The organism is Commensalibacter oyaizuii, from assembly GCF_029953265.1.
Taxonomy (GTDB): Bacteria; Pseudomonadota; Alphaproteobacteria; order Acetobacterales; family Acetobacteraceae; genus Commensalibacter; species Commensalibacter oyaizuii.
Genome location: NZ_JASBAO010000001.1, coordinates 1,233,703 through 1,260,131 on the forward strand (window position 1 = coordinate 1,233,703; position 26,429 = coordinate 1,260,131).

Here is a 26,429-nt window from a genome sequence, read left to right on the forward strand (position 1 = left end):
GTAATGCTTACTAACAACGACATTGAACAATTTCATAAAGATGGTTTTCTCGTTAAAGAAAACTATGTCCCCGACGATCTACTTCATAAAATCGATCAATCAGTAAAAAACTTAGAATTACAAAACCACGATGGTTACGTCTTTGAAAATGATCAAAAAACTTTAAGAAGTATCAACGGTCCCCACATGATAGACCCGTTTTTTGAAGAGCTGGCAAACGACGACTTACTGGAACGTGATGCTTACGCTCTACTAAACGAAGAAACCTATCTTCACCAATACAAAATCAACTTTAAAAATGCGCTGAACGGTGACGTGTGGGCATGGCATAGTGATTTTTACTTTTGGAATAAAGAAGACGGAATGCAGAAGGACAATGCCTTCTCCGTAGGGATTTTCCTTGACGATGTTAACGATATGAATGGACCACTGTTGGTCGCTCCAGGATCTCATAAAACCCTCATCCCTGACAGCGAGGTTATTCACACCTACGGACAAAATGCACCAAAGAATTGGCGAGAAACAACATCTTCCAAGTTGAAGTATGAACTGTCTCAAAGCTTTCTAGCAAAAACTCTTGGGCAAACTGGCATTGTTGCTGCTAAAGGAAAGAAAGGCAGTGCCCTTTTCTTCCACAGCTCTATATTACACGCCTCAAACGTAAATCTTACCCCTTGGCGCAGAAGATTAGTTTTATTAAGTTACAATGTCATGAGTAACAAGTTACTTAACATAGATGATCCACGCCCCAATTTCATGGCAACTCGATAATTACTTGACTTATGAACTCAGTGACAGGTGCAATTGGTGTAAAAATACCTTTGCGCCCGTCTTGTTAGTAGAAACCTCTCGGCCCCGAAAGATTAAAATACGTTTTCCAGTGACATAGAAAACTGCCCTGGCTTTAAGGGTTGAGGTTGTGAAACATCAGGGGCCCAACCTGTTAACACCGCAAAATGCAATGGAACAGCCAACTCATCTTGTTGTTCTAATTTTTCAAGACAATGAACCCAAAATGAATGATGAGTTAAGTTTTTTTTCCCTTCAACCAATGCATTCGTCTCACCAGAAAAGCGCAAGTCACGAAATAAAGCCGCAGCAGAGCGATAAACTAAATCCAATTTTTCCTTATCAACCACAGGTAATGCAAACCCTGCTCTCTGCATTAACTCAGCACAGGCCCGCAAATCTGGAAAGGGTGATATTCTGGGCGATGCCCCGCCATAATGTTCTATTTCTGCCTCAGTCATAATTGTTCTAAGCAAAGATAACGTCGGTAAAATGGGAACTGCTGCTAAAAATAATCCATCGGGGCGCAAAATATTTCTAATTTGCATTAATGCACCTGGTAAATCATTCACCCAGTGCAAATTAAAATGAGCTATGACTAAATCAAAACTCTCTGCTGCAAATGGTAACATCTCTTCGTCCATACAGACGCAAGATTTTCCTTGATTAATAGCAACCAATTTGTGCGACAAATCTGCTGAAATGGTATTTATACCCCTTGCCTGCAATGCTGGACCAATAATACCACGCCCTCCTATTTCCAAAGCATTGGCAAAGGATCGTTGCACATCATCCAAACGACCTAACAATTGATCTGCACATCTCTCAACCACGTCTTGCATTTCTTGCATGTGCGATACCGCCCTATCACGATGTAATCTTACCAATTGACGATTAAATAAAATGGGCACAGACATAGTTAAAAAACTCTTAAAATTATATGTTAACCATAATAAAGCTGATTAATAAAGAAAGGCGCAACAAATACGTTGCGCCTTTCTCAAAAACAACTTGAAACTTAGACTTAGATTTCTGGTAATTCAACCCCGGAAGCACTTAGTTGGGATTTTAATGCCTCTTTAAGGGTTTCAAGGCCTGCTTCTGTTGTACTTTCTGCACGTGCAACCAATGATGCCTGAGTATTTGATGCTCTTAACAACCACCAACCATCAGCAGTATTAACCCGAACACCGTCAATTGTATCGACATCGGCATTTGCAGCTTTTAATCGATCAGCGACCTCTTTAACCACAGAGAATTTACGATCATCAGGACAGTCAAAGCGGATCTCAGGGGTGGAAATCGCTTTTGGTAAAGATTCAGTAATTTCGGACAACGGCCCTTTTAATCGTGCAACAATATCCAGCGTACGCACTGCAACATATAATGCGTCATCAAAACCATACCACTTATCAGCAAAGAAAATGTGACCAGACATTTCACCACCTAATAAAGCCTTGGTTTCAGCCATTTTTGCTTTGATCAAAGAATGCCCAGTACACCACATCAATGGATAACCACCAGCCTTTTTAATTTCTTCAAATAAAATCTGGCTAGCTTTCACATCCGCGATAATAGTAGCCCCTTGGTGGTCAGGCAGAATATCACGGCTGTAAACAATCATTAGCTGATCACCCCACAGGATATTCCCTTTGTCATCAATAACACCGATACGATCAGCATCACCATCGAAGGCAATCCCTATATCAGCTTTACGCTCGGCAACCTCTTTTTGCAACTGAACTAAATTCTTTGGAACCGTGGGATCTGGACTATGGGCTGGAAAATTACCATCAATACTACCATTTAGAACAATATGCTCGCCAGGCAGTTGTTGTACCAACCGGGTCAAAACCTCACCAGCGGCACTGTTACTGTTATCCCAAACCACTTTAAGCTTGCGATCTGTTGCATTAAAATCTTTTAATAAGCGGGTAACATATTCTTCGGCAATATCAACCTTGCGAACACTACCAATTCCTTCTGGAACGACATCACCTTGAGCAACTTGAGCACCTAGAGCTTGAATTTGTTTCCCATAAAAAGATTTCCCCCCCAGCATGAATTTCATACCGTTATATTCTTTTGGATTATGACTTGCCGTCACCATCACTGCACCATCAGCTTCCATGGTGGTTGCAGCATAATACAACATTGGGGTTGGGCCACGTCCAATACGAACAACTTCAAGACCACATTTTTTTAAACCGTCAACTAATGCGGTTTCAAGATCTGGCGAACTTACCCGTCCATCGTAACTTACGACAACCTTTTTACCATTTTGACGCGCAATCAAGCTGCCAAAAGAACGGCCAATAGCATAAGCATCTTCGATAAAAAATGTTTTTCCATAGATCCCACGGATATCATATTCGCGCAGAATGCTTGGATCGATAACTCTTTTATGTTCCATTATTTTGCACCTTCATGTGCATATTTTTTCAAAATTTCACGCATTGATGACTGTAAGTCAGAACGTTGCAATGCAAATGCAATTTGTGCCTCTAAAAAGCCAGCCTTACTGCCACAATCGTACCGTATACCTTCGTAACGTAATCCATGAAATGGCATTTCACCAATTAATTTTGCCATTGAGTCTGTTAACTGCACTTCATTCCCTGCTCCACGTTCCATCTTAGATAAATGAGTCATAATTTCAGGGGACAAAATATAACGACCAATCACAGAAAGATTAGAAGGTGCTTCTTCAGGTTTTGGTTTTTCAACCAAACCAGAAATCTCAACCAATTTACCATCATCAGAGGCAACGTCAACAATACCATAGCTGGATGTTTTTTCACGGGGCACTTCAGAAACTGCAACAACGTTACCACCGTGTTTGTTATAAACATCAACCATTTGTGCCAAACAACCACGCTCACTCAAAATCAAATCATCTGGTAATAAGACGGCAAATGGATCGTCCCCTACGAATGTGCGTGCACACCACACAGCATGCCCTAATCCCAATGGATCTTGCTGACGCAATGCCGTTAAGGATCCTGCCTGAATACTGGAAGGTTGCAATGCCTCTAGGGATTCTTTTTTACCCTTTTGACGTAATGTATCTTCTAATTCATAAGCAATATCAAAATAGTCTATTAAAGAATCTTTTCCACGGGCAGTAATTAAACAAAATTGTTCAATTCCTGCTGCTCTTGCCTCATCGATTGCGTACTGAATCAACGGACGGTCAACAACAGGCAACATTTCTTTAGGCATAGACTTCGTAGCAGGCAAGAAACGCGTACCAAATCCAGCAACAGGTAACACAGCTTTACGTAGAGGTTTAATCACGAAATTTCACCTTATTAACATATCTTTAAAACATCCATATACCATATACATGAATATTTTAGGTACAACTTATTTTGAACCCTTTTAAATACGAATTATGTTTTTAAAAAGAGCATTTATAAAATTTCAATAACCTTGTTCATGTAAACAAACAAGGTTATCCAAAAAATTAATTATAAAACACGATGTAAGACTATTAAGCAACCATTTTATTTTTCTTATAAGGTCCGCCAGCTACCACCTCTATCATAATTATTTTTTTACCATGAATTTTTTCTTCAAAAGGTAAAAGAGCATTTCCATCCGTCCAACGATATAAACAACTTTCAATGGAATGCCATCCAGACAATATATCATGTTGAATATGTATTTTAATATCATGAACCCTTTTGGGTGTAATCACTGTAATCTTGCCAATCAAAACTCCCAACCTTCGACGATCATCAACGTAGGGTCCAATGACATCACAAGGACGATCGGCATTTGACAAGATATTTACACAATCAATATTTTCATCAACCTGGAAAAAGAATATATTTCCTTTAACCAAGTAGGGTAAAATATTGTGTTTCTTAGTTTTTAAGCAAATATTACTATCGTTAGTAAGATGCTGTTCTTTATAATGGAATTGATCCTTTTTTAAACATCGTTGAAATATTTGATTATAAATTGGTTCAACAACCATTCGCTGAACATTTAATTCTGCCGCTGCATCGTTTTCCCAAGTTTTAACAACAATATTTTTTCTTAAAATAAACACACTGCCATCTTGTATAAAATTATAACGATTGCCAGTATCCAAGTAGCTTTCAGTTAACATACCATCAGCGTATATAACAGAATGCTTATCTGTTTCTAAATGATAATAAGTATATTCAGTAAATGAATAATCATAAAAAATACTCATTCCATTGATTAACATCCGTGCCGGAACAAATTTACCATCAAAAAACAAACAATGTTCTGCTGTTACTAATAAATCTTTATAGGGAACTCCCTCAGAAATAGCATCTTTTAAAATACGAACAGGATATCCTGCCTCATCATCAGGGTGACTAGATTTAACAAATGTTGTCTTCTTTCCAATCCATTTAATAGGTGCGGTAACAATTTGATTATTTTTCCAATCAAAAGTTGTTACTAGATCACCAACTGATAATGTTTCAATAGCAATATCACCATTTGGCGTTTTAATCATGGTTCCTTCTAAAAAACAAACCTCCATAGTCAAATTGCCATTACTGTCAGTACCCAAAGCATAACCTTGATCTTCAACGCCGAGAATATGCATAGTCAGTTTACTACCATTTTTTAATTTTAAAGTAACATAATCTCCACTTGGATTACCCTGTGCATCAACAAAATCCACGCTGACAACGTCAGATTGCTTAACACCATATAAAGTAATTAAATCTGTCTCTCCTGTTCCTTCCTTATCGCCACTATACCCAGAAATTGTTGTTGTGATTGTTGTGTTTGAGTTACTGGTAGTTGTATTTATTCCAGAAATAATCAATCCACTATTATTGTTACCCTGTAAATCAACAGCACCGCCTGCAGTTGGATGAGTTGTCAAACGACCACCTTCTTGTAACTGAATAGTACCACCCATGTGACCACCAGAGGCAACATTCATGTAGCCACCATTCTCAATAATGGTATCATAAGCCATGCCGCCTGATGTGACTAATTGCGACCCCATATTATGTACTGTTGTATTGCTGGCTGTTCCTGCCACAGTCTGAAAACCGTTATAAATCTGTGTACTAATTGCAACCGTAGTAGAGCGTACAATTTGATTTCCACTGTTGATAATCGTTCTAACCGCAAGGCCACCTTGAATGATATGTCGACCATTATTGTTAAGAACAATATCAAATGATGAACCTGTATAGTTACCCAATGTTCCACCATCAACTATAACATTAGAAACTTGCCCATCTCCCATAATTGTCATTGAGGCATTTGTATGAATGATACCCCCATCAACAACCCCATAGATATTCGGGTTGCCAGCCCCTGCAGCTGCAGTGGAATATACTTCAAGATTATATAGAGTGCCACCGGGTTGAACTAATAGAGGTGCAGCATTTTTATCTGTACTACTGACAACAACGTTGCTTGCCACCCCCCCTTGATCGATAATTAAACTCCCCCCCGTAACCGTTGCACCAATCAACGTATCACCATTTGACACATGATATGCTCTGGTTACAGATGTTACGGTTACACCACTAACTACCTGCCTGTTTGTTACACCAGCCATTATAATCCTCTTAAATTTTATTATATTTTATTTGGATATATGGAGATGCACATCGGACAATACTATATCGCAAGTGATAATTTTGAGAAATTATCACTTGCGATAAAATTACATTTATAAAGATTGTTTGATTGCAATAGTCGCTAAGTTAACAATTCCACGAGCTGTCGTACTTTCGGTCAAAATATGCAGGGGTTTCACCGCCCCAAGGGTTATTGGACCAATTTGTAATGCATCACCAACAACACGACTTAATGAAAAGCCAATATTCGCTGAATCTAAATCTGGCATAATCAACAAATTAGCATTCCCAACCAACGGAGAATTATCTACCAACCGTGCTCTGATTGACGGGCTGAGTGCAGCGTCCCCTTGCATTTCACCGTCCACTTCAAGATCGGGATTACGTTCTTTAATCAATGCCAACGCTTCGCGCATTTTTTCAGCTGATCCTGATTTTCCAGTGCCAAACGATGAGTAAGATAACAATGCAGCCCTTGGAACCAATCCAAATGTTGATACCGCTTCTGAAGCAAGCAAGGTCAATTCTGCTATTTCTTCGGCTGACGGATTTAAATGTAAATATGCATCCCCCATAAACAACACAACATTCGACTGTATTAAGGCAGATATTGTATAGAATTGCTTTACATCTTGACGTTTGGGGATAATATTTTTTAGATATTTAAAGTGACGATACCATTCACCATACCCCCCAATTAACGCCGCATCAACGTGTCCTTCACGAAGCAACATCGCTGCTAGAACAGATTTCCTGCGATATAATTGTTCATAAGCCAAAGAAGGAGGAACACCCTGCCTTTCAACAAGATGCTGGTAAGGTTTCTCAAGAGCCTGTAACAAAAGATCGTCACGTGATGGTTCAAACACATGCACGTGCTTATCAACTTGTAAGCTTAATCCAAGACTTTTGATTTTTTCTTGTATTCGCTCCTTATTACCAATAAGACAGGGCTTGGCCAAATTATCATTAACTAAAGTTTGAACAGCACGTAAAACACGCTCATTCTCACCTTCAGAAAATACAACTTTTTTCAAATTCTCGCTTCTGCGCACGGCTTCAAACACAGGTTGCATAACCTGACTAGTACGAAAGACGAATTCTGACAGATGCTCGATATAAGCCTTGAAATCCTCGATTGGACGGGTTGCAACACCGCTATCCATTGCAGCCTTTGCAACAGCTGGAGCGATCTCCAAAATTAAACGAGGATCAAAAGGCTTTGGTAAAATATATTCAGGCCCAAAAGCAGGGCCTTCCCCACCGTAAGCAGCAATAACTGCCTCATTAGCCTCTAATGTTGCCAATTTTGCCAAAGCATAGACAGCCGCATGCTGCATTGCTTCGTTAATTTGTTGGGCTCCAACATCTAGCGCCCCCCGAAAAATAAAAGGAAAACATAAAACGTTATTGACTTGATTGGGGTAATCCGAACGCCCTGTCGCAATAATGGCATCTTTTCGAACAGTTTTAACCTCGTCTGGGGTGATTTCAGGCTCGGGATTAGCCAAAGCCAAAATAACAGGCCTTTCAGCCATATGCTCCAAATATTCTGCTTTTAAAACGCCTGCTGCGGATAGGCCAAGAAAGATATCTGCCCCTTTAATCACTTCTGCAAGCGTGCGCGCGTTGGTTTCTTTGGCATAGCGTGCCATATTTTCAGGCATGTCTGGACTGCGTCCCTTCCATACCACACCATCAATATCAGTCAACGTGACATTTTCAACTTTCATTCCCATTCCGACCATTAAGTCGACACAGGCCATCGCCGCAGCACCCGCACCAGAGGTCACCAACTTGACATCTTCAAGCTTTTTATTTTGAATTCGCAGTGCATTAACCAAAGCTGCGGTAACGACAATCGCGGTTCCGTGCTGATCATCATGAAAAACAGGGATATTCATTCTGGATTGTAAATTTTTTTCAATCTTAAAGCATTCTGGGGCCTTGATATCTTCAAGATTGATACCACCAAAAGTCGGTTCCAATGCTGCCACAACATCACAAAAATGATCGGGATCAGTAGCATCGACCTCGATATCAAAAACATCAATTCCAGCAAATTTTTTAAATAAAACGGCCTTTCCTTCCATAACAGGTTTTCCTGCTAGGGGGCCGATATTACCTAAACCCAAAACAGCTGTACCATTAGAAATAACAGCAACCAAGTTCCCCTTTGCTGTGTATTTACTTGCCAAAGATGGATCTCTTTGTATTTCTAAACACGGCGCAGCAACACCTGGGGAATAGGCTAAAGACAAATCCCGTTGGGTAGCCATCCTTTTGGTTGGAGTAATGGTTAACTTACCTGCTGTTGGATATTGGTGATAATCCAAAGCTTCCTGTTTAAATTTTTGATCCATTTTTTCCTCTATTTAATTGATCAGAATTCTTAGCAAAGAATACCGATCAATCAAGCTTAAAACATAAGCCATAAAAAGGAAATAACCATATTTTATAGGAAAAACACATTTTGGTGCGGCCGAGAAGACTCGAACTTCCACGGGGTTGCCCCCACAAGCACCTCAAGCTTGCGCGTATACCATTCCGCCACGACCGCACATGACAAACCATTTATTGTAATGGTAAGATAATGTGCTTTCTCTATAACCGATGAAAAGATTTCATGCAATGACCTTTCCACCAATATTTTTTCAAAAAAGCAAAAAAATTATCCCTTACCCCACTGCAATCGAAACAATGCGACACTATGTCGACCGTATCTATCATGAACAACAGCCTGAATGTCTTTGGTTTTTAGAGCATCCCCCATTATACACTGCGGGGACATCGGCTAAAGACCACGATTTGATAAATCAGCAACATTATCCCACCTATTACACCAATCGCGGTGGCCAATGGACTTATCACGGTCCAGGACAACGAATTATTTATTTTATGATGGACTTACGTCAAGATCATCACGTCTTTCCACAAAGGGATATTCACGCATTTGTTAATATTATCGAGGACTGGATTATTTTAGCTTTAAAATCCTTTGATATCCACGCAGAAAAAAGACCAGATCGTATCGGATTATGGGTTGTTGATCCCATAACAAAAAAAGAAGAAAAAATAGCCGCCTTGGGAATTAAACTGACCCGTTGGATCAGCTGGCACGGTATTGCGTTAAATGTTTATCCAAATCTAAATGATTATTCAGGGATTATTCCCTGTGGATTGACCGATTATGGGGTAACAAGCATGGAAAAACTTGGAATAAAGTGTTCTTTGGATGATGTCGATCAGGTTTTACTGAAACAATGGCAACATCTTTTCCAACACCCTTTGCGTGAGCGACAAATCTTATTAGACGATTAAAATATCATCACAGACTCGCCACCTCATAATGTTATTATTTTTGCCCGTCAGGATAAGCAAAATATGATGCTGGGACTTGCACCCCTTGTTGAATATCCCTTAAATCCATGATCGTGCGACCACCACGAACATCAACTGCCTGCATTTGCTCTAAGGTCAAGCGTCCCAATTCCTCTTTGAATCGCAGGGTTAATAACCCTTGTGAAGGGTTGTCTGCACTGGCTAATGAAATTTGTAATTGATGGGGGTGACGCTGCACATTCGTAACCAAAATCGGTTTAACCAAGTGAACAGGACTTTGTAACATTAGTCCCAAGGGATTTCTGGATAATCCGATACGTGTAATTGACTGATGTGCAAATTCTTTGGCAACCATTCGCTTATCTTTGGCCACGACAATCATAGTCGATGGGTATTCATAATTTAATCGTAGCTTCCCAGGTTCGTAAACAACCCGCCCTGAAGATTGCCCTCCATCTGGCCAAGTTTGAGTAAATTGTCCCTCAAACCCTTTTTCGTCATTTAAATAAGACTCAACCTGAGAAATGGCTGTTAATTCGCATGTTGGACGTGTTTCTTGACCAGCATGACATGCTGCCAACAAAATAGGAAACAATACTGCAAGACTTCTACGCGCCCACTTCATTAACTTATCCTTTATTTTTCACAACAGCATGAACAATATTTAATACAATATAGGGAAAACAAGTTCAATCAATACGATATTTTATTACAATATTCACCAAATCTGATCCTTAATCATCTTTGCGTACAAAATAACTTGGTTTTACTTTTAGAAAATACCATATTATATAAGATATTCTTGCAATAAAATCACTCTTTAGCTTCGAACGGTAAGGAGTTATCGACCTAACAATTTAAAAATTACACAATCAGATATTGCCATGACTACCAAAAAAAAACGTTTTCGTGCCTTTGACCCAGACCCAGACCGCCCCGAAAGATGTTGCGATATGCCACACTGTCGTGAACCTGCTGGATATAAAGCACCAAAATCACCAACAAAACTGAACGAATATTACTGGTTTTGTTTTGATCATATTAAAGAATACAATAAAAACTGGGATTTTTGTAAAGGAATGACCCCCGCACAAATAGAACAGCAACTGCGTTCGGCCTCTGTGTGGGATAAACCTTCTTGGAAATTAGGACAATTAGGCAAAGCAGATTTATTACAGGAACAATTTTTTAAAGATTCTTTGGGCATTTTCTCTAAACATTCTGGGTTTAATACACGCAAGCACTCACAACCTACACCTAAAAGTGCCCCCACCGAACTCAAAGACTCTCTTAAAATCTTGGGACTTACATGGCCAATTTCGCTTCAGGATTTAAAAAAACGCTATACATCCCTTGCCCGCCAATATCATCCAGATAGTAACGGTGGGGACAGTCAATCCGAAGAACAATTTAAAACCATCAACGCAGCTTATTCCCAAGTAAGAACACATTTAATAAATTCTGTAGAAATCTAGTATAAATTATATATTATTTGTAACAGCATTAACAATCGCCTTAAGGAGACTTTAATAATGACTGAAACCTCTGATCAACCGATTATTTCAGGGAACAACGATCTGCCCCCCACTTCTATTTTATCTACTCCTGATAAAATCTTTAAGGTCAGAGAAACATTCCACATAGAGTTAGATATGGAAGTTCAAGGTTTTTCAGTTAAAACTGCCCTGGTACCCGATCTTGATCCAAGCTATTGCTTTGATAAAGAAATTACCCAAGCCATTTTGGCAGGTTTCAAGTATAATCGTCGTGTGATGGTGCAAGGGTTTCATGGAACGGGAAAATCCTCACATATCGAACAAATAGCTGCACGCCTAAACTGGCCCTGTGTTCGAATTAATTTAGACAGTCATATTTCTCGAATTGATCTGATCGGCAAAGACGCCATCGTACTACAAGATGGCAAGCAGATCACTCAATTCAAAGAAGGATTATTACCATGGGCTTTGGAAAATCCTTGTGCCTTAATTTTTGATGAATATGATGCTGGCCGTCCTGATGTAATGTTTGTCATTCAAAGAGTTTTGGAGGCTGAAGGTAAATTAACCCTTCTGGATCAAAACCGGGTTATTCGTCCCCACCAAGCATTTCGTTTGTTCGCCACCGCCAACACCATTGGTCTTGGAGATACAACAGGACTGTATCATGGCACTCAACAAATTAACCAGGGTCAAATGGATCGTTGGAATATTGTTGCATCGTTAAATTACTTGCCACACGAACAAGAAACACAAATTATCATGTCCAAGATGGGTGTATCTGAAAATGATAGTGAAGCAACAAAAATGATTAATTCAATGGTTGCTTTGGCCAATTTAACCCGCCATGGTTTTGCATCGGGGGAAATTTCGACCGTTATGTCTCCAAGAACTGTAATTACATGGGCTGAAAATTTCGAAATCTTTAAAGACCTGGCATTAGCTTTTCGCCTGACCTTTTTAAACAAGTGTGACGAAGCTGAACGTCAAACCGTTGCTGAATATTATCAGCGTTGTTTTAATATTGATCCATTAATTTCTGATGTTATTTAATCCATAAAGAGGGATCCTATGCAAGAAGATCAAAAAAAATCATCCTCTTCTCACACCCCTCCTTTGAAAAAAGAAACGTACGATCCAGAGCAATTTAAACAGGCAACCATTGGGGTCATTCATGCTTTGAGTGGGCGCACTGATACCAATGTTAATTTTTACTCTGGCCCCCTACGTCATCAAGCAACGCACAGTCATGTTACGCAAACCACTGTGCATTTGCCCACCCCACCCTCAGTACAAGACCCTATCGGATTAACACAATTACGCGGTGCTGCAGATTCAATCGCCCTGCGCTTGAAATATCATAACCCAAATATTCACGAAACCAATCAACCCGAAATGGGAGATGCCAAAACAACATTTGATGCACTAGAGCAAGTCCGCGTTGAAGCACTGGGCAGTCAACACATGCAAGGCATTGCTGCCAATTTGCGCGCTGTTGTCGAATATACCAGTCATGCTGAGGGACATGCACGCATGAATAAAGCCGAGCAAATGCCCCCACAAACGGCACTGGCATTGCTAGCCAGAGAAAAATTAACAGGGGAACCCGTTCCAAAAGAATCTAGGCGCGTTTTACAATTATGGCGCAACCGTTTAAATAAAAATGGTGAGGATGCTTTGGAACAAATGATGTTGCACATGCATAATCAAAAAGATTATGCCAAAGCAGCACAAAAACTGCTGACAGCATACCACTTGATGGAAGATTTAGAAGAAACAGAAAAAGAAAAAGAATCTTCAGATAACAATGATAATCAAGACCAAGACACCCCAGATAATCCAGATGAAACCCTTCAAGATGAACAATCAGAACCCCAAGAACAGCAACAACCAGAAGAACAAACCCCTCAACTAGCCCAAGGTATGGATAATCTTGACCTTCCCGATGCACAAGAAGGCGAAGGTTTCGAAGCCCAAGAACAACCTGCCGGCCCACAAGAGGGACCCCCGCCCCCATTAAGTGAGGTCGAGGATCAACAATACCGCATTTATACTAAAAATTTCGATGAGGTTGTAACCGCTGATCAATTATGTAACGCTGAAGAACTTGCTTATTTGCGCAAACAATTAGATCAACAACTACATCATATCCAAAATGTTATTTCCAAACTTGCCAATCGTTTACAACGCAAGCTGATGGCCCAACAAAGACGCAGTTGGAATTTTGATTTAGAAGAAGGTTTGCTTGATGCCAGTAAGTTACCACGCGTTATTTTAAACCCTGCCAGTTCGTTAACATTTAAACAGGAAAAAGAAACAGATTTTAAAGACACCATTGTTACTTTGCTAATTGATAATTCGGGTTCAATGCGTGGGAAACCGATCAGTATTGCCGCCATGTGTGGGGATATTTTGGCACGAACCTTGGAACGATGCGCTGTCAAAGTCGAAGTTTTGGGCTTTACCACCCGCGCATGGAAGGGAGGGCGCAGCCGTGAACAATGGTTAGGCAGTGGCCGACCCGTAGAACCTGGTCGCTTAAATGATTTACGTCATATAATTTATAAATCAGCCGATCAGCCTTGGCGACATGCTCGTCGTAACTTGGGCTTAATGTTACAAGAAGGAATATTAAAGGAAAATATTGACGGTGAGGCTTTACATTGGGCTTGGCAGAGATTGCGCCATCGTACCGAAAATCGTAAAATCTTGATGGTTATTTCTGATGGCGCACCCGTTGATGATAGTACACTTTCTGCCAATAATCCAGAATATTTGGAATTACATCTGCGCCGTATGATTGCCCGTATCGAAGCACAGCCAGATATTGAATTAACCGCAATTGGAATTGGTCATGACGTCACACGTTACTATCAACGTGCGGTTACAATCACAAATGCCGAACAATTAGGGGGAACAATGATGCAAGAATTGGCAAACCTATTCGACATTAATCGTAAAACTATCCTCAAAAGAAACTGATAAATCAACTGTATGAATAGGTGTAATTACACCTATTCATTATTAATAACTAAAAGTCTTTTTGAATAATCGTTTCGATATTCCGCTCAGCTAAGGCGGCAATCGTTAAACTTGGATTTACTAAACCCGCACTTCCTGGCATTAATGCACCATCAATAACGTATAAATTTGAATAATTTTTTATACGCCCATAAGCATCTGTCGCCTTACCAATCACCGCACCCCCTAATGGATGAGCAGTAAAGTCAGCACGTACATCCGTTGATAGTGGAAATAATCCTGGAACTGACCCTGAGGCTTTAGCAATTTTATTATTTATCATCCGAATAGCTTCCTCTGTTTTGTCGCTATCGGTTTTGCGCCATTGCAGCTCTACATCCCCTGTTTTTGAATTATATACAAAATTTGCCCTAGTCTCATCAAAGGTCATTCCAAGTGAGCCTGCCACACCAATATTCACAGCTATTCCAGGGGTAAACCAGTTTTCCAAAGTTACAGGAATCTGAGCAATGGTTTCATCATCTATCTTAGAGGCACAAGCCGAACCCTGTGTTAACCCTTCAGATCCAGAAAAAGATCTAACGACAATTGCGTCGCCATTACTACCCCATCCTTGACCAATATGTTCATTTAAGGCTGGCAATGTGTTTAATGCCTTTGCTTTAACCAATAACTCTGATGTTCCAATTGAACCTGCCGCCAAAAATAAATAATCGCACGTTAACATATATGTATCCAAAACATCCCCTTGAGGATTTAATTTCGTAACTTTAACCTCATAATTTTTTCCATTATAAGAAATGGTTTGCACCTGATGCCCAGGATACACAGTGGAAAAACCACTATCTTGTGCGTATTTTAAATAGTTTTGAGTTAGATCAAACTTTGCACCATTACTATTTCCCAAATCCGTTTCACCAACAATAGCGGATGCGCGAACTTCATTATTTAGTTCTTTATAAATAATATCCCAATTAAACACTGAATCCACGCGATAAGGTTGATATCCAGCCTTTTGACTTTGACTATCCCATGTTCTGGAATGCCCAAAAGGTTTTGATTGATAAATATCTTCTGGCATTGAATTAAGATTTAACACTTGCCTTACTAAAGGATAATATTTTTGATCCATTTCGCTATAATCGACGACGCCTTGAAATAATTGATCAAAATATTTTTGCTTTGGTTGAATCATAACACCCGTATAAACAACAGATCCGCCACCAACACAGGCGCCACGCCATACATCAATATGATCATAACTGGTCACATCCATCACACCACCAAAATCATCAATAACGGCTGGAAAACCATTTAATTGTTTAACGTGTTGTCGATGCCAAAAACCACGTCCATCAGGTAAAACCTCATCTGTAAATGTTTTACGATCCTTGGATATAGGCCAATAAGACCCCCGTTCCAAAATTGTTGAGGCAATCCCCGCTTGTGCCAAACGCCATGCCGAAACAGCACCACCAAACCCTGAACCAATAATAATCACTTTTGAATGGGTAGGAGGTTTTGGAATATCTTCAAAAATTTCAGGAACAATTTCCTTATATTTATTTACAGGACTAAAAATACTCATTTTAAATTCTCGATATTTTATGATATAAAAAAATAAATTTATAAAATATTAAGTATTTCTATAATATAGAATATAATAATTAAATTTATAAAATTAAATATGTACTTATAAATATTGCAATATTTATATTATTATAACATCTTTTACAATTTTATTATAACTATTTATAAGTATTATATAATATTAGGGCTCAATCTATTATAAAAATAGATTGAGCCCTAATATTATAAATCCAAAATAAGAAAATTATTCTAAGATATTTTGTTTAGTTCTTAATTTACTAACTGCTTAATAAACGTAGCTATCCTTTTACAGGCTTCTTCCAACACCGCATCATCTGCTGCATATGAAATGCGTAAATAAGGGCTTAACCCAAATGCACTGCCAGGAACGACAGCAACATACTGTTCATCCAACAAGCTTTCTGCAAAATCCTGATCGTTTTCAATCTTACGTCCCCCTGCACTGGTTTTCCCTATACATCCTTTAATACCAGGATATACATAAAATGCTCCTTGTGGCACTGCACAGGTGACACCAGGCATATTTGAAAACGCATCTTGCATCATTTTTCGGCGACGATCATAGGCTTGTTTCATTTCTTCAACTGCTTGTGTACCATGATGCAACGCAGCAACCGCAGCGGCCTGACTGACACTACAAGCACCAGAAGTCGAATTGCTTTGGATCTTCAGCATTGCTTTGATCAATCGTTTGGGTCCCCCCGCATATCCAATCCGCCATCCTGGCATCGCATAGGTCTTGGACGCGCCGTTTGCCGTTAATATACGATCCTTTAAATCCGGTGCTAGATGGGCCAGTGAATAATGTTGCTGACCATCAAAAACTAGATGCTCGTAAATTTCATCGGCAAAAATCCAAACTTTTGGATAATCTCGTAAAACTTCTGCAATTGCCAACAAACTCTCTTTTGACCATACTGCCCCAGTTGGATTGCTGGGAGAGTTCAAAATAAACCACTTAGTTTTCTCAGACATAACAGCACGTAAATCAGAGGCTTTTAGAGTGAAATTACTGTCCTCTGAACAAACTACGTATTTAGGCTGCCCCCCCAAAAATCGAACCATAATTGGATAGCTCGTCCAATAAGGTGCTGGAATAACCACCTCGTCATCCATACCTGCGTCCAATGTGGCCATCAAAGCATTAAACAGGATTTGTTTAACCCCATTAGCAACCATAATTTCGTCTAGACCATAGTCCAGATTATTTTCCAGTTGAAATTTTTGCTGCACTGCTTTTTTTAAGGAAACATATCCATCAATGGGGGGATATTTTGTCTGTCCATCCAATGCGGCTTGATATGCAGCATCAATGGCTACTTTCGGTGTAAAAAAGTCAGGTTGTCCCAAGGCAAGAGAAATTACTTTTTTTCCTTCAGCAGCCAGAACCCGCGCGCGCATAGACATTGCAATTGTTGCAGGTGCTTCAAAACCTTCCATCTTTAGTGACAGGGCAGGTACACTTGCATCGATATTATTTGTCATAAAATATTTACTTTTGATTATTGTAAGTTTGTGCAGAAATGTCTGATACGTGTGCAAGCTTCTTTTAACAACTCTGTACTCGTTGCATAGGAAATTCGAAAATATCCATCCGTCATAAAAGCAGCACCGTGCACAGCGGCAACCCCCTCTTCCTCTAATAATGCGGTAACAAATGCTTCATCATTAACAATTTTAATCCCAGCTTTTGAAGTTTTGTTCAAACAGCCTTTAATTGATGGAAATAAATAAAACGCACCTTCTGGTTTTGCACAACTTAGTCCTGGAATATTATTTAATAGCTCCCACACGATATCGCGTCTTTTTTGATAGGTTTTAACCATCTCTGCTACAGATTGTTGTGATCCTGCCAGTGCTTCTATGGTTGCAGCCTGACTGATAGAGCAAGGATTAGTTGTTGATTGCCCTTGTAACTTCATCATAGCCTTGATGAATTCAACTGGAGCAGCGGCATACCCAATACGCCATCCTGTCATTGAATATGCTTTGGAAACCCCATTCATCGTCACTGTACGATCTTTTAATCGTGGTTCGATTTGTACAATTGTTGTTGATTCAAAACCATCATAAACCAGCTTGGCATAAATATCATCCGTTAACACCCATATATTAGGATGCTTTAATAATACATCACATAATGCACGCAATTCTTGGGCTGAATAGGCAGCCCCCGTTGGATTACAAGGAGAATTTAAAATTAGCCATTTTGTTTTTGGCGTAATAGCAGCCTCTAGCTGATCTGGTTGTAATTTAAACCCAGCTAATTGCTCGCTGCATGGTACGATAACGGGTGTTCCCCCTGCTAATGTTACAATATCGGGATATGAAACCCAACATGGTGCTGGAATAATAACTTCGTCACCTGGGTTAATGCTGGCCATCATTGCATTAAAAATAACCTGCTTTCCCCCACTAGAAACAGCAACTTCCTCTGGTTTATAATTTAATCCGTAATCTGTATTCAATCGTTGTGCAATGGCCCTACGAACATCTAGGGTTCCACCAACATCCGTATATTTTGTCTGACCTGACTGAATCGCCTTTATTCCCGCAGATTTGATATTGTCTGGGGTATCAAAATCAGGTTCACCGGCAGAAAGACTGATTATATCACGTCCTTTTGCCTTCATCTCGCGTGCTTTTGCTGAAATAACCAAAGTTTGACTTGGCTGTATTCTTTTGAGACGGTCAGATATAATATCCATTATAATAGTTCCAAAATATAAGAATTGACTATGTTCTAAAATAAAATAAAACAAATCAGAGTAAAACAAATTTTTAATAATTATTAAAAATATCATTTTGGTGATAAAATGCAGAGGCAAAGCTGTGCATATTAATTTCCTCTTACTTTATAAATATTCATTTAAAAATATTAAGGCTTTAACTAACTACCATATTCCTTTAACCTGTAAATAAATCGAAATTATCTTTCATTAATACATAGTTGAAATCATGACCGAAATTGCCGTTTTAAAGTTAGTAGTGCGTTCCTTTGTTAAAAATCATCCAATTGAGTCCCTACCCGCCTATCTTCGTCCTGAGTTTAATCAACTTGAACAGCTTCTAGATACCTTCGTAAAAAATCCCACTGATTTAGACACCATAAAAATATTTGTGAAATATAGCCTAGCTGCTAAAAATTTTACACTCGCACAACAGCTCATTCAATTCGGTCTTGCAATTGATCCTAATGCGTTCGAATTTCATTATTTACAAGCAATACTATCTTTTAAGACAAATAATTTCGATAAACTGCCCACGCACTGCCTGAGATTGCTAGATTTTTCAAAACATCGACAATTACTGGATTCATTAGAACATCAGCACAAGCAAGAACTAAAGAATCAGCAAAAAGATTCATTTTCAAAATCACTAGATAACTGTTTTTTCTTTCTGGTCGAAATTACTCTGAATCGCCATCAAATGCCACATCTATCACAAGAGTATTATCTATTTTTATTTCCCTATTTAATCGCAAACTCTACTGTAAATATACAGTCTAGATATAATCACCTATTTATAACATTCTGCAATTCTTTGGGTCGCAAAAACCATAACCAACTATTAGATTTTTTAGCAGAAGAATTTGCAATAAATCATGATACACCATGGTATCATATCATGATGGGTAAAGTATTTTGGTTTATTCATGATCGTGAAAAAACAGACTATCATTTTTTAAAAGCAAGAGAGCTTTCTTTAAAACAACAGATAATGTTTCCGATGAATGAAGGTGGAGTGTATAGTTGGCTTCCAGATACGGTATCCAAAACCTTTGAAACGCAAGAAGAATGTCCTGATCGTTTTCAAATTTATAAAACATGTCAATGGCATTATGCTGATATTCATGATCATACACCTGAACTTTCCATTATCTTAGGATGCGACACAAAATATTTCCGCTTTTTCCCCAAATTTTTACTTTCTTTAATCAAAGCGCATCAAAAAAATAACGCTCGAACAGTAACGGTTATTTCTCTCTTCTTCGACAATCCATCCACTGCTCAAATAGAATTTCTACAAAACACGCAAAATTATCTGAAACAACATATTCCAACGCTTTATCTTACTTACAACCATGAATTATCTATTCATCCAGATGGTGCTTACTTCGCTAGTTTGCGTTTCTTGTTTGCCGAAACTATATTTGAAAAATACCCCGTACCCACCTTCATTTTTGATATTGATACTTATCTGCCAGATGATTTTTTTGAGCGTTTTAATTATCTAAAGCAAAATTTTGATCTTGCTTTACGAATATTTAGCATTGCCCCAAACGGAAGCCAACATTTTGTTGAGCCGTGGTGTTTAGGTGCAACCGCGATGTACCTTGGCGAACCCCTGATCACCAAAAAGATTTTACATTTTCTAAAACACTATATTAACCATGCTTATAACAGTGAAAACCTTACAAATTGGTGCATTGATCAATCGGCTTTATCTCAAGCTTATGAATATTATATTCGTCCAGTTTGGAATAATCTCAAAATGGCTGACGCTGACCAAGAGTCAATCCTTATTTTTGCACAACATGTTGGCGGTAAAGATGCTTTATATACATACGGGGGCGTTATTGATTTAAATAATTTTTTTGATCAAGTTCAACAAGTTTTATCAAACAACTTTAAGGAGACCATGATGGAAACCATCCCAGTATCTGCTAAATCTTCTTTATCCACGACATCCGATACACATATCTTTACTCTAACCAGTACAAACAACAATTTAGAAGTAGGAAATTGGAAAGTTGATAATAACCAACTAAACATCACAGATATTCCATTCACGATTGAACAAACAATATTGCGTGGGGGAAAGCAAGAAGGCTCAAAGATCATTACTCTTTCCACCCCAAATGGTTTAACCATCACCATCAGCCCCACCCGTGGAATGAGCATTATTAACGTAACAGGGCAAGATATGCGTTTTGGATGGGACTCCCCTGTAAAAGAAATCGTTAATCCCGTCTTTATCAATCTTGAAAGCCGTAATGGTGCTGGATGGCTAGAAGGATTTAATGAGATGATGGTCCGTTGTGGATTTGAATGGGCTGGCCATCCAGGAATGGAAAATGGGCAACTTTATACGTTACACGGTAAAGCAGGCAATATCCCCGCTTCTGAAGTGATCGTTGAAATTAGCAAGAAAGCACCCTACACAATCAAAATTAAAGGTCTAATAAAAGAAAGCTCTTTTAAAAAAGCAGATTTACAAATTTGGACTGAACTAAGCTATGTTCCAAATACACACGAATTTACTTTACATGATATGCTAACCAATCACGCTGATTATCCACATGATTATCAAATCATGTATCATAGCAATTTTAGCAAGCCCTTACTTGAAAAAGACTCACAATTTATAGCACCCGTAAAAGATATCAGTCCATTTAACAATTATGCCAAGCATGGACTAAACGATTGGCAGACCTATTTGGGACCGACCAAAGACTTTGATGAAATGGTTTTCAATATTGTCCCTTATGCCAAACCCGATGGAACCACTCTCGCCGCAATTGTTAACAAGGACCATACTAAAGGGGCGGCTATTCAGTTTAATACACAGCAATTACCATATCTTACCTTATGGAAAAATACAGATACTGAAAAGCAGGGCTATGTTACAGGAATAGAACCTGGAACTAATTATGCTTATCCGCTTTCAATCGAACGTGCGCATCAACGTATTCGTCAAGTAATGCCCAACCAAACGGTCCATTTTGAAATTACGTACAAGGCATTAATGAATCAAAATGCTGTAAGTGCAGTAAAAAAAGAAATTAGTGAAATTCAAGGCGACCAACAAACAACACTTAACCCCAATCCAATTGCCCATGAATAAAAACAATATGGGTATGTACGTATCGTTCATACCCATATTGATTAAAAAATAGCACTTGTCTTCAATGCAATAACAGCGGCATCAGGGTACACATTCTTTGTCGCTGCGACATGATGGAAATACTGAAAAACTGGGGTAATAGCGATGCTACGATATACGGGCAAACTGTAATTTGCTTCTATCATCACTGCATTTGACTGTACTCCTGGCGCACGATTTAAAAAGGGGTATTCTATGATGTTATTATTCAATCCCTGTTTTTTTTGCATCTGTTGCGCACGACGTAACCCTTTTGGAACTGTATAGTAAGTCAGCATAACACCAAATTGATCATCTGACCTTTTTTTCCAAAAACCACGATCGATAAACCCTATATTATATGAATCTTTAATGACTGATGTCGTTGGAGAATCATGTCCCCAATTGGCCAAAATATATAATCCGTGATTTTTTTGGGGACCATTGCGGTAAATCATTTGATCTATCATAATCCAAAATTGCGTTCGATGATCCGTTTTACCCGTTCCCGTTACTTGTGATGACCATGTTTTAAATCTGCTACTGTCAATTCCACCACCAATACGATAATATCCTGTTAAATGATGTCGACCAAATTGCGGATTATATCCAATCTCAACAGGCACATAAGCACCCGTTGTATGTTGGGCGTCCCAGTCCCAACCATTTCTTCCCCCTTGGGGCCAAGGTGCGCTTTCATATGCCCCTGTCTGTGCGTATAGTTTGGATGAAAAATTATACAAAATTCGTGTTCCCCAAACAGCGCCAGGCCAACTGGGAAAACCCTGTTGTGCAACTGCCCTTGGATGACCACAGGTTGCCAAAGAAATAAAATCACAAGCAAAAGGACTGGCAGCAAATTCATTCCCTGCACTTACTCGCCCTAATTTTATATCTAATTTACGGTTTAATAACTTTTGTTCCGCATAAAAAACATACATTCTTATTAATGCTTGATGGGGAATATAAACTTCTTGCGACTGAATGACCGTATCCCCAATGTAATCATAACTTGTGCTTCTGCCCGTAAAATTCAAAGCAACAGCATGAGTAGAAAACCCTTTTAATCCTATCCATTTTTCCCAATCAATATCCAATGCGAACGTCATTTGATGGGCATAATCAATTCCCTTCTTACGTCCTCCACTAACAACTGCCGAGGTTTCAGATATCCAGTTAGATCCAAAATGAAAGCCATATTGATTCAGATACTGATTAACTTTACCTAAGAATAACTCCTGATGAATCCCTGCGCTTGTATCATCTGTGGTTGTTTCGTTATTATTTATTTTTTTTTGAAATGAGGTTGTGCGTCCAAAAGCTTTATCACTATTCACCACAATTGCTGTGTTTAAGGCAAAAATACAGCTCCATCCTACAATCAAATAAGGTTTATAATTTAAAATATGCTTCATCAAATCGTCCCACCTCAATTTTTAAAATAAGCAAATAATTAATGGTAACAATATCGTGATAATTAGCGTATATAAAATTATTATAAAAATAAAGTTAAAATTGAAATAATATTTTAAAATATAAGTTTTTTAAGAGCCTTTAATACAAACATTTAAATCAAATAAAATTTTTATATTTTGAAAAATTTTTTAGTAATATATCTTTGTTTCTATTCACTTCACTGTAACGATTAGATATAATTTTACTTGATTTTTTTGACTGAACATTGATCTGATATTTATACTAAAACGACATGCCATATGATCTCTATTGTCAAATCATGTATTTAAAATTATTTTTTATTTTTGGCTCTAACAAACCTTTAGATTCTGGAGGTTTAATTAGCTAGTTTCTATAACTTATCTAACTAGCTATTAAACGTGAAAAACAACCTTAAAACAGGTTGTCTAATAAGCTTATCTATGTTTTATTTTAATCTAAAACTTATAATAAAAACTCTATTTCCTGGATAAACTTTTTTAACTCTTCTTCTGAAGATTGTAAATTTCCTCTAAACTCTAAGTCACTGCCATCGTAATAACAAAATTCAAATTCAATTAGATAACCTAAAGTATCTTTATTTTTCATAAAATCCAAAGCCACTACATGGGCGCGATCTCCAAAAAAACAGTTTTCCTTTTTCCTTGCTAATAAATCTTTTAAATCAACATATAATTCTTGTAAAAAATGATAATAAATATTTGCCGCTCTGGCTGTAAACACAATATCTGAATTTCTATAATAAAAATTACATTCTATAAAATCACCCGCTCCCCACCATTTTTTATCAGTTACGAAATTGATAATATCAATCTGAATAAAGGCTCCCTCTCCAGCAATCTCAATCACTTGTTATTCTCTTATCATTATTTTATATTTTTACCATTGTAGACCGTTGCATGATAATCATTTAGTCAACTTTCTAAATTTTACAGTGCTATTGTAAACAGAATACAACAAACCATAGTACAAAATAAAAATACTAGATTTGTCGCAAAATTTGAATTTTTCTTTTTTTTAATGATCTAATAAAATGCTGTTTTATAACTTGAAGAAAAATAAAAAATCTGCGACAACATCGTTCCTTATACAACCGAGGACAGGCTTGTTTCTTTTTTCATAAAATGATGATGATTGATACTAACAAAAGACATCATTATCGCAGCGATAAAATATAAGGCAGCATAAATCCAAATTACGCCAACCGCACCAATAGAGTGGATAAATAACCCAACAATACCAGGACCAAAAAAGGTACTTAATCCAGCGGCAAGTGTTAATACAGACATCGCAGCCCCTTTATTTTCTGGTGCCAACATCGGCATAATTGCGTTGATCGGTGTGTAAGCAGCTAAACAAGCCCCATATGCACATGCAGCAACCCATGTGACAAAGTAACCGCCACCCCAAGTGGGAACATAATAAAGCAATAACGTTGTTAAACCACAACCAATACATCCCCCCCATGCGACTGTATTTCTCCATCCCCATTTATCACCCAATATACCCCAGCAATAATTAGCAATCATGTTGGTAATCCATAAAGAGGCTAACATTTGCAGCCATTGGCCTATAGAAAACCCTAAATTTTGTAACACTGTGGGTAAAAATACAGGAAAACCATAACTTGCCAGTGTATTTATTATTCTTACAAAGCCACAAAGGCCCAGCTTTGGAACTTCAAAAATGATTGTAATCCCTTTAAGTAAATATAAAAGAGAAGATTTTTCTTTACTATTTGTTCTTTTTTTGGATTGAATGGCTGTTTTATCAATCCACAAAGCAATAACACCCCCCAAACACACCAAAATCAATGCGCTCCATAACACATAAATCGGAGCCATGAATTTCAGCGTAATACTGGAATACGTCACGCCGAGGACACTTAATCCACAAGCATAGCAAGACCAAAAAATTCCGCCTGCTGTTGATAATCTGTTTACGGGTGCTTCGTAGGTAATATAAACCAAAAATCCATAAGCAAACAAAGGATAGCTTAATCCCCTTAAAGCGTATGAAGGTAGCATGATCCAAAAGTCATGACTGGGTATGCCAAATGTTAAAAAGAAAAAAGACCCAACACAAAACATAACAAGCCCTGTGGTCATCACACGTCTTACACCATAAATTTCGGTCAAAACACCAGCAAAAAAGGCCGAGAAAGAAGCACTAAGCCCATAAATACTAAATAATAAAGCTGAGCGTTCCACACTAAGACCATGGTCAATTAAATAAGGGGACAACCACCCTTGTTCCAGACCTTCACCCGCCATAAACACCATCACGCCAATATACCCAAGCATTAACTTTGGCGAAATGAATATTTTTTCTACAAAATTACTCCACATTATGACCTCCTGCTTTGTCACAAGAGAACAAAATATTTTTAGCTGTTTTTTTGGAAAGAAGTAGCAGCTTCCCCTTCAAGAATAGTTTTACTGAAAAAAACATTATTCTTGTCCCCTTTAAGGTACAGCTGTTTATTATTTAATTTTTAAAAAACAGCTTTATTAATTTTCAAGTGAATTAAGATTTACCAGCAACAAAAACCGCCATCGACCAGCAAATTCACGCCAGTACAAAATGATGCGGCCTCTGATAATAAGAAAATTGTAGGCCCCGCCATTTCATCGGGATCTGCAATACGTTGCATTGGTGTTTCAGAGACAAATTGCTTCATCTGATTGACCATTTCAGGACGGGTATTCATTGGTGTTGCTGTATATCCTGGGCTAATTGCATTAACGCGCACCCCTTTTTCTGCCCATTCCATTGCCATACTTTTAGTCATGTGAATAACTGCTGCTTTGGCAGAATTATAATGTGCCTGCATTAACCCGCGATTAACAATAACACCAGACATAGACGCAATATTGACAATTGCCCCTTTGCCATTTTTTAACATAATTCTGGCTTCTGCCTGACAAGACAAAAATACACCTTTAACATTAATATCATACAGACGTTGCCATTGTTCCAAATCCATTTCCTCGGCAGGATTAGCATTAGCAATCCCAGCCGCATTGACTGCCAAAGATAGGTCGCCTAACTTTTGATCTGTTGTTTGTACGGCCTTATTAATATCGTCTGGATTGGTAACATCCCCTGTTAATGCAATCGCTTTGCGTCCAATTTTTTCAATTTCGGTAATCGTGTCCGCCAACCCCTTGCTATTGGGTAAATCAAAACACCCAACATTTGCGCCTGCTTTGGCAAGATTAATAGCAATTCTTTGTCCAATTCCGCTGCCAGCACCTGTTACAAAAGCATTTTGACCTGCAAGAGAGAAAAGTTCCATGATTTT

Annotated in this window: 19 protein-coding genes and 1 tRNA gene; 6 read left to right on the top strand and 14 right to left on the bottom strand. The window is 38.4% G+C overall.

What is annotated here, in order from left to right:
- The first annotated feature begins 3 nt into the window (after window positions 1–3).
- Complete coding sequence (locus QJV27_RS05445) at window positions 4–771, top strand: phytanoyl-CoA dioxygenase family protein (RefSeq protein WP_281447942.1); 768 nt, start codon at window positions 4–6, stop codon at window positions 769–771.
- Between the two features lie 92 nt (window positions 772–863).
- Here the strand turns inward: QJV27_RS05445 and QJV27_RS05450 are convergent, their stop codons facing one another.
- The 6 genes from QJV27_RS05450 to QJV27_RS05475 all read right to left on the bottom strand — a co-directional run bounded on the left by QJV27_RS05450 (window position 864) and on the right by QJV27_RS05475 (window position 8,934).
- Window positions 864–1,706 carry a class I SAM-dependent methyltransferase gene (locus QJV27_RS05450; RefSeq protein ID WP_281447943.1) on the bottom strand — a complete coding sequence of 281 codons (843 nt, stop codon included), beginning with the start codon at window positions 1,704–1,706 and terminating at the stop codon, window positions 864–866.
- A gap of 107 nt (window positions 1,707–1,813) precedes the next feature.
- Window positions 1,814–3,202: a phosphoglucomutase/phosphomannomutase PgmG gene (pgmG, locus tag QJV27_RS05455; protein ID WP_281447944.1), complete on the bottom strand. Its 1,389-nt coding sequence runs from the start codon at window positions 3,200–3,202 to the stop codon at window positions 1,814–1,816.
- The gene (gene galU, locus QJV27_RS05460) at window positions 3,202–4,086 is read right to left on the bottom strand and encodes a UTP--glucose-1-phosphate uridylyltransferase GalU (RefSeq protein WP_281447945.1); all 885 of its coding nucleotides are present in this window, start codon (window positions 4,084–4,086) and stop codon (window positions 3,202–3,204) included. The genes pgmG and galU overlap by 1 nt, the downstream gene beginning before the upstream one ends.
- 196 nt (window positions 4,087–4,282) lie before the next feature.
- The gene (locus QJV27_RS05465; protein ID WP_281447946.1) at window positions 4,283–6,352 is read right to left on the bottom strand and encodes a Hint domain-containing protein; all 2,070 of its coding nucleotides are present in this window, start codon (window positions 6,350–6,352) and stop codon (window positions 4,283–4,285) included.
- 114 nt (window positions 6,353–6,466) lie between these two features.
- Window positions 6,467–8,737 (bottom strand): NADP-dependent malic enzyme, encoded by a 2,271-nt coding sequence (locus QJV27_RS05470; RefSeq protein WP_281447947.1) that lies wholly within the window; start codon window positions 8,735–8,737, stop codon window positions 6,467–6,469.
- Window positions 8,738–8,848: 111 nt separating this feature from the next.
- Window positions 8,849–8,934, bottom strand: a tRNA-Leu gene (locus QJV27_RS05475).
- A 71-nt stretch (window positions 8,935–9,005) separates the two neighbouring features.
- On the opposite strand from QJV27_RS05475, the gene lipB reads away from it, so the two are divergent.
- The gene (lipB, locus tag QJV27_RS05480; protein ID WP_281447948.1) at window positions 9,006–9,695 is read left to right on the top strand and encodes a lipoyl(octanoyl) transferase LipB; all 690 of its coding nucleotides are present in this window, start codon (window positions 9,006–9,008) and stop codon (window positions 9,693–9,695) included.
- Window positions 9,696–9,729: 34 nt separating this feature from the next.
- Here lipB and QJV27_RS05485 read toward each other — a convergent pair whose 3' ends face one another.
- Window positions 9,730–10,341: a LolA family protein gene (locus tag QJV27_RS05485; RefSeq protein ID WP_281447949.1), complete on the bottom strand. Its 612-nt coding sequence runs from the start codon at window positions 10,339–10,341 to the stop codon at window positions 9,730–9,732.
- Window positions 10,342–10,600: 259 nt separating this feature from the next.
- On the opposite strand from QJV27_RS05485, the gene QJV27_RS05490 reads away from it, so the two are divergent.
- From QJV27_RS05490 to QJV27_RS05500, 3 genes are read left to right on the top strand one after another with little or no spacing between them, the layout of a single operon-like run.
- The gene (locus QJV27_RS05490; protein WP_281447950.1) at window positions 10,601–11,191 is read left to right on the top strand and encodes a J domain-containing protein; all 591 of its coding nucleotides are present in this window, start codon (window positions 10,601–10,603) and stop codon (window positions 11,189–11,191) included.
- Between the two features lie 57 nt (window positions 11,192–11,248).
- Complete coding sequence (locus QJV27_RS05495; RefSeq protein ID WP_281447951.1) at window positions 11,249–12,265, top strand: AAA family ATPase; 1,017 nt, start codon at window positions 11,249–11,251, stop codon at window positions 12,263–12,265.
- Window positions 12,266–12,283: 18 nt separating this feature from the next.
- Window positions 12,284–14,194: a cobaltochelatase CobT-related protein gene (locus QJV27_RS05500; protein WP_281447952.1), complete on the top strand. Its 1,911-nt coding sequence runs from the start codon at window positions 12,284–12,286 to the stop codon at window positions 14,192–14,194.
- 49 nt (window positions 14,195–14,243) lie between these two features.
- On the opposite strand, the gene QJV27_RS05505 is transcribed toward QJV27_RS05500, so the two are convergent.
- From QJV27_RS05505 to QJV27_RS05515, 3 genes are all read right to left on the bottom strand, one after another.
- Window positions 14,244–15,782, bottom strand: coding sequence for a GMC oxidoreductase (locus tag QJV27_RS05505; protein WP_281447953.1), 1,539 nt, complete (start codon window positions 15,780–15,782; stop codon window positions 14,244–14,246).
- Window positions 15,783–16,054: 272 nt separating this feature from the next.
- A complete protein-coding gene (locus tag QJV27_RS05510; protein ID WP_281447954.1) occupies window positions 16,055–17,290 on the bottom strand; it encodes a pyridoxal phosphate-dependent aminotransferase in 1,236 nt (411 codons plus the stop codon).
- A 17-nt stretch (window positions 17,291–17,307) separates the two neighbouring features.
- Window positions 17,308–18,513, bottom strand: coding sequence for a pyridoxal phosphate-dependent aminotransferase (locus QJV27_RS05515; RefSeq protein WP_281447955.1), 1,206 nt, complete (start codon window positions 18,511–18,513; stop codon window positions 17,308–17,310).
- 250 nt (window positions 18,514–18,763) lie between these two features.
- Between QJV27_RS05515 and QJV27_RS05520 the strand changes: the two genes are divergently transcribed.
- Window positions 18,764–21,652 (top strand): aldose 1-epimerase family protein, encoded by a 2,889-nt coding sequence (locus QJV27_RS05520; RefSeq protein WP_281447956.1) that lies wholly within the window; start codon window positions 18,764–18,766, stop codon window positions 21,650–21,652.
- Window positions 21,653–21,693: 41 nt separating this feature from the next.
- On the opposite strand, the gene QJV27_RS05525 is transcribed toward QJV27_RS05520, so the two are convergent.
- From QJV27_RS05525 to QJV27_RS05540, 4 genes are all read right to left on the bottom strand, one after another.
- Complete coding sequence (locus QJV27_RS05525) at window positions 21,694–23,085, bottom strand: carbohydrate porin (protein WP_281447957.1); 1,392 nt, start codon at window positions 23,083–23,085, stop codon at window positions 21,694–21,696.
- A gap of 484 nt (window positions 23,086–23,569) precedes the next feature.
- A complete protein-coding gene (locus tag QJV27_RS05530; RefSeq protein WP_281447958.1) occupies window positions 23,570–23,974 on the bottom strand; it encodes a hypothetical protein in 405 nt (134 codons plus the stop codon).
- 236 nt (window positions 23,975–24,210) lie between these two features.
- Window positions 24,211–25,473, bottom strand: a complete 1,263-nt coding sequence (locus QJV27_RS05535) for an MFS transporter (RefSeq protein ID WP_281447959.1) — start codon at window positions 25,471–25,473, stop codon at window positions 24,211–24,213.
- Between the two features lie 185 nt (window positions 25,474–25,658).
- Window positions 25,659–26,423: an SDR family oxidoreductase gene (locus QJV27_RS05540; protein ID WP_281447960.1), complete on the bottom strand. Its 765-nt coding sequence runs from the start codon at window positions 26,421–26,423 to the stop codon at window positions 25,659–25,661.
- Between the last annotated feature and the right edge of the window lie 6 nt (window positions 26,424–26,429).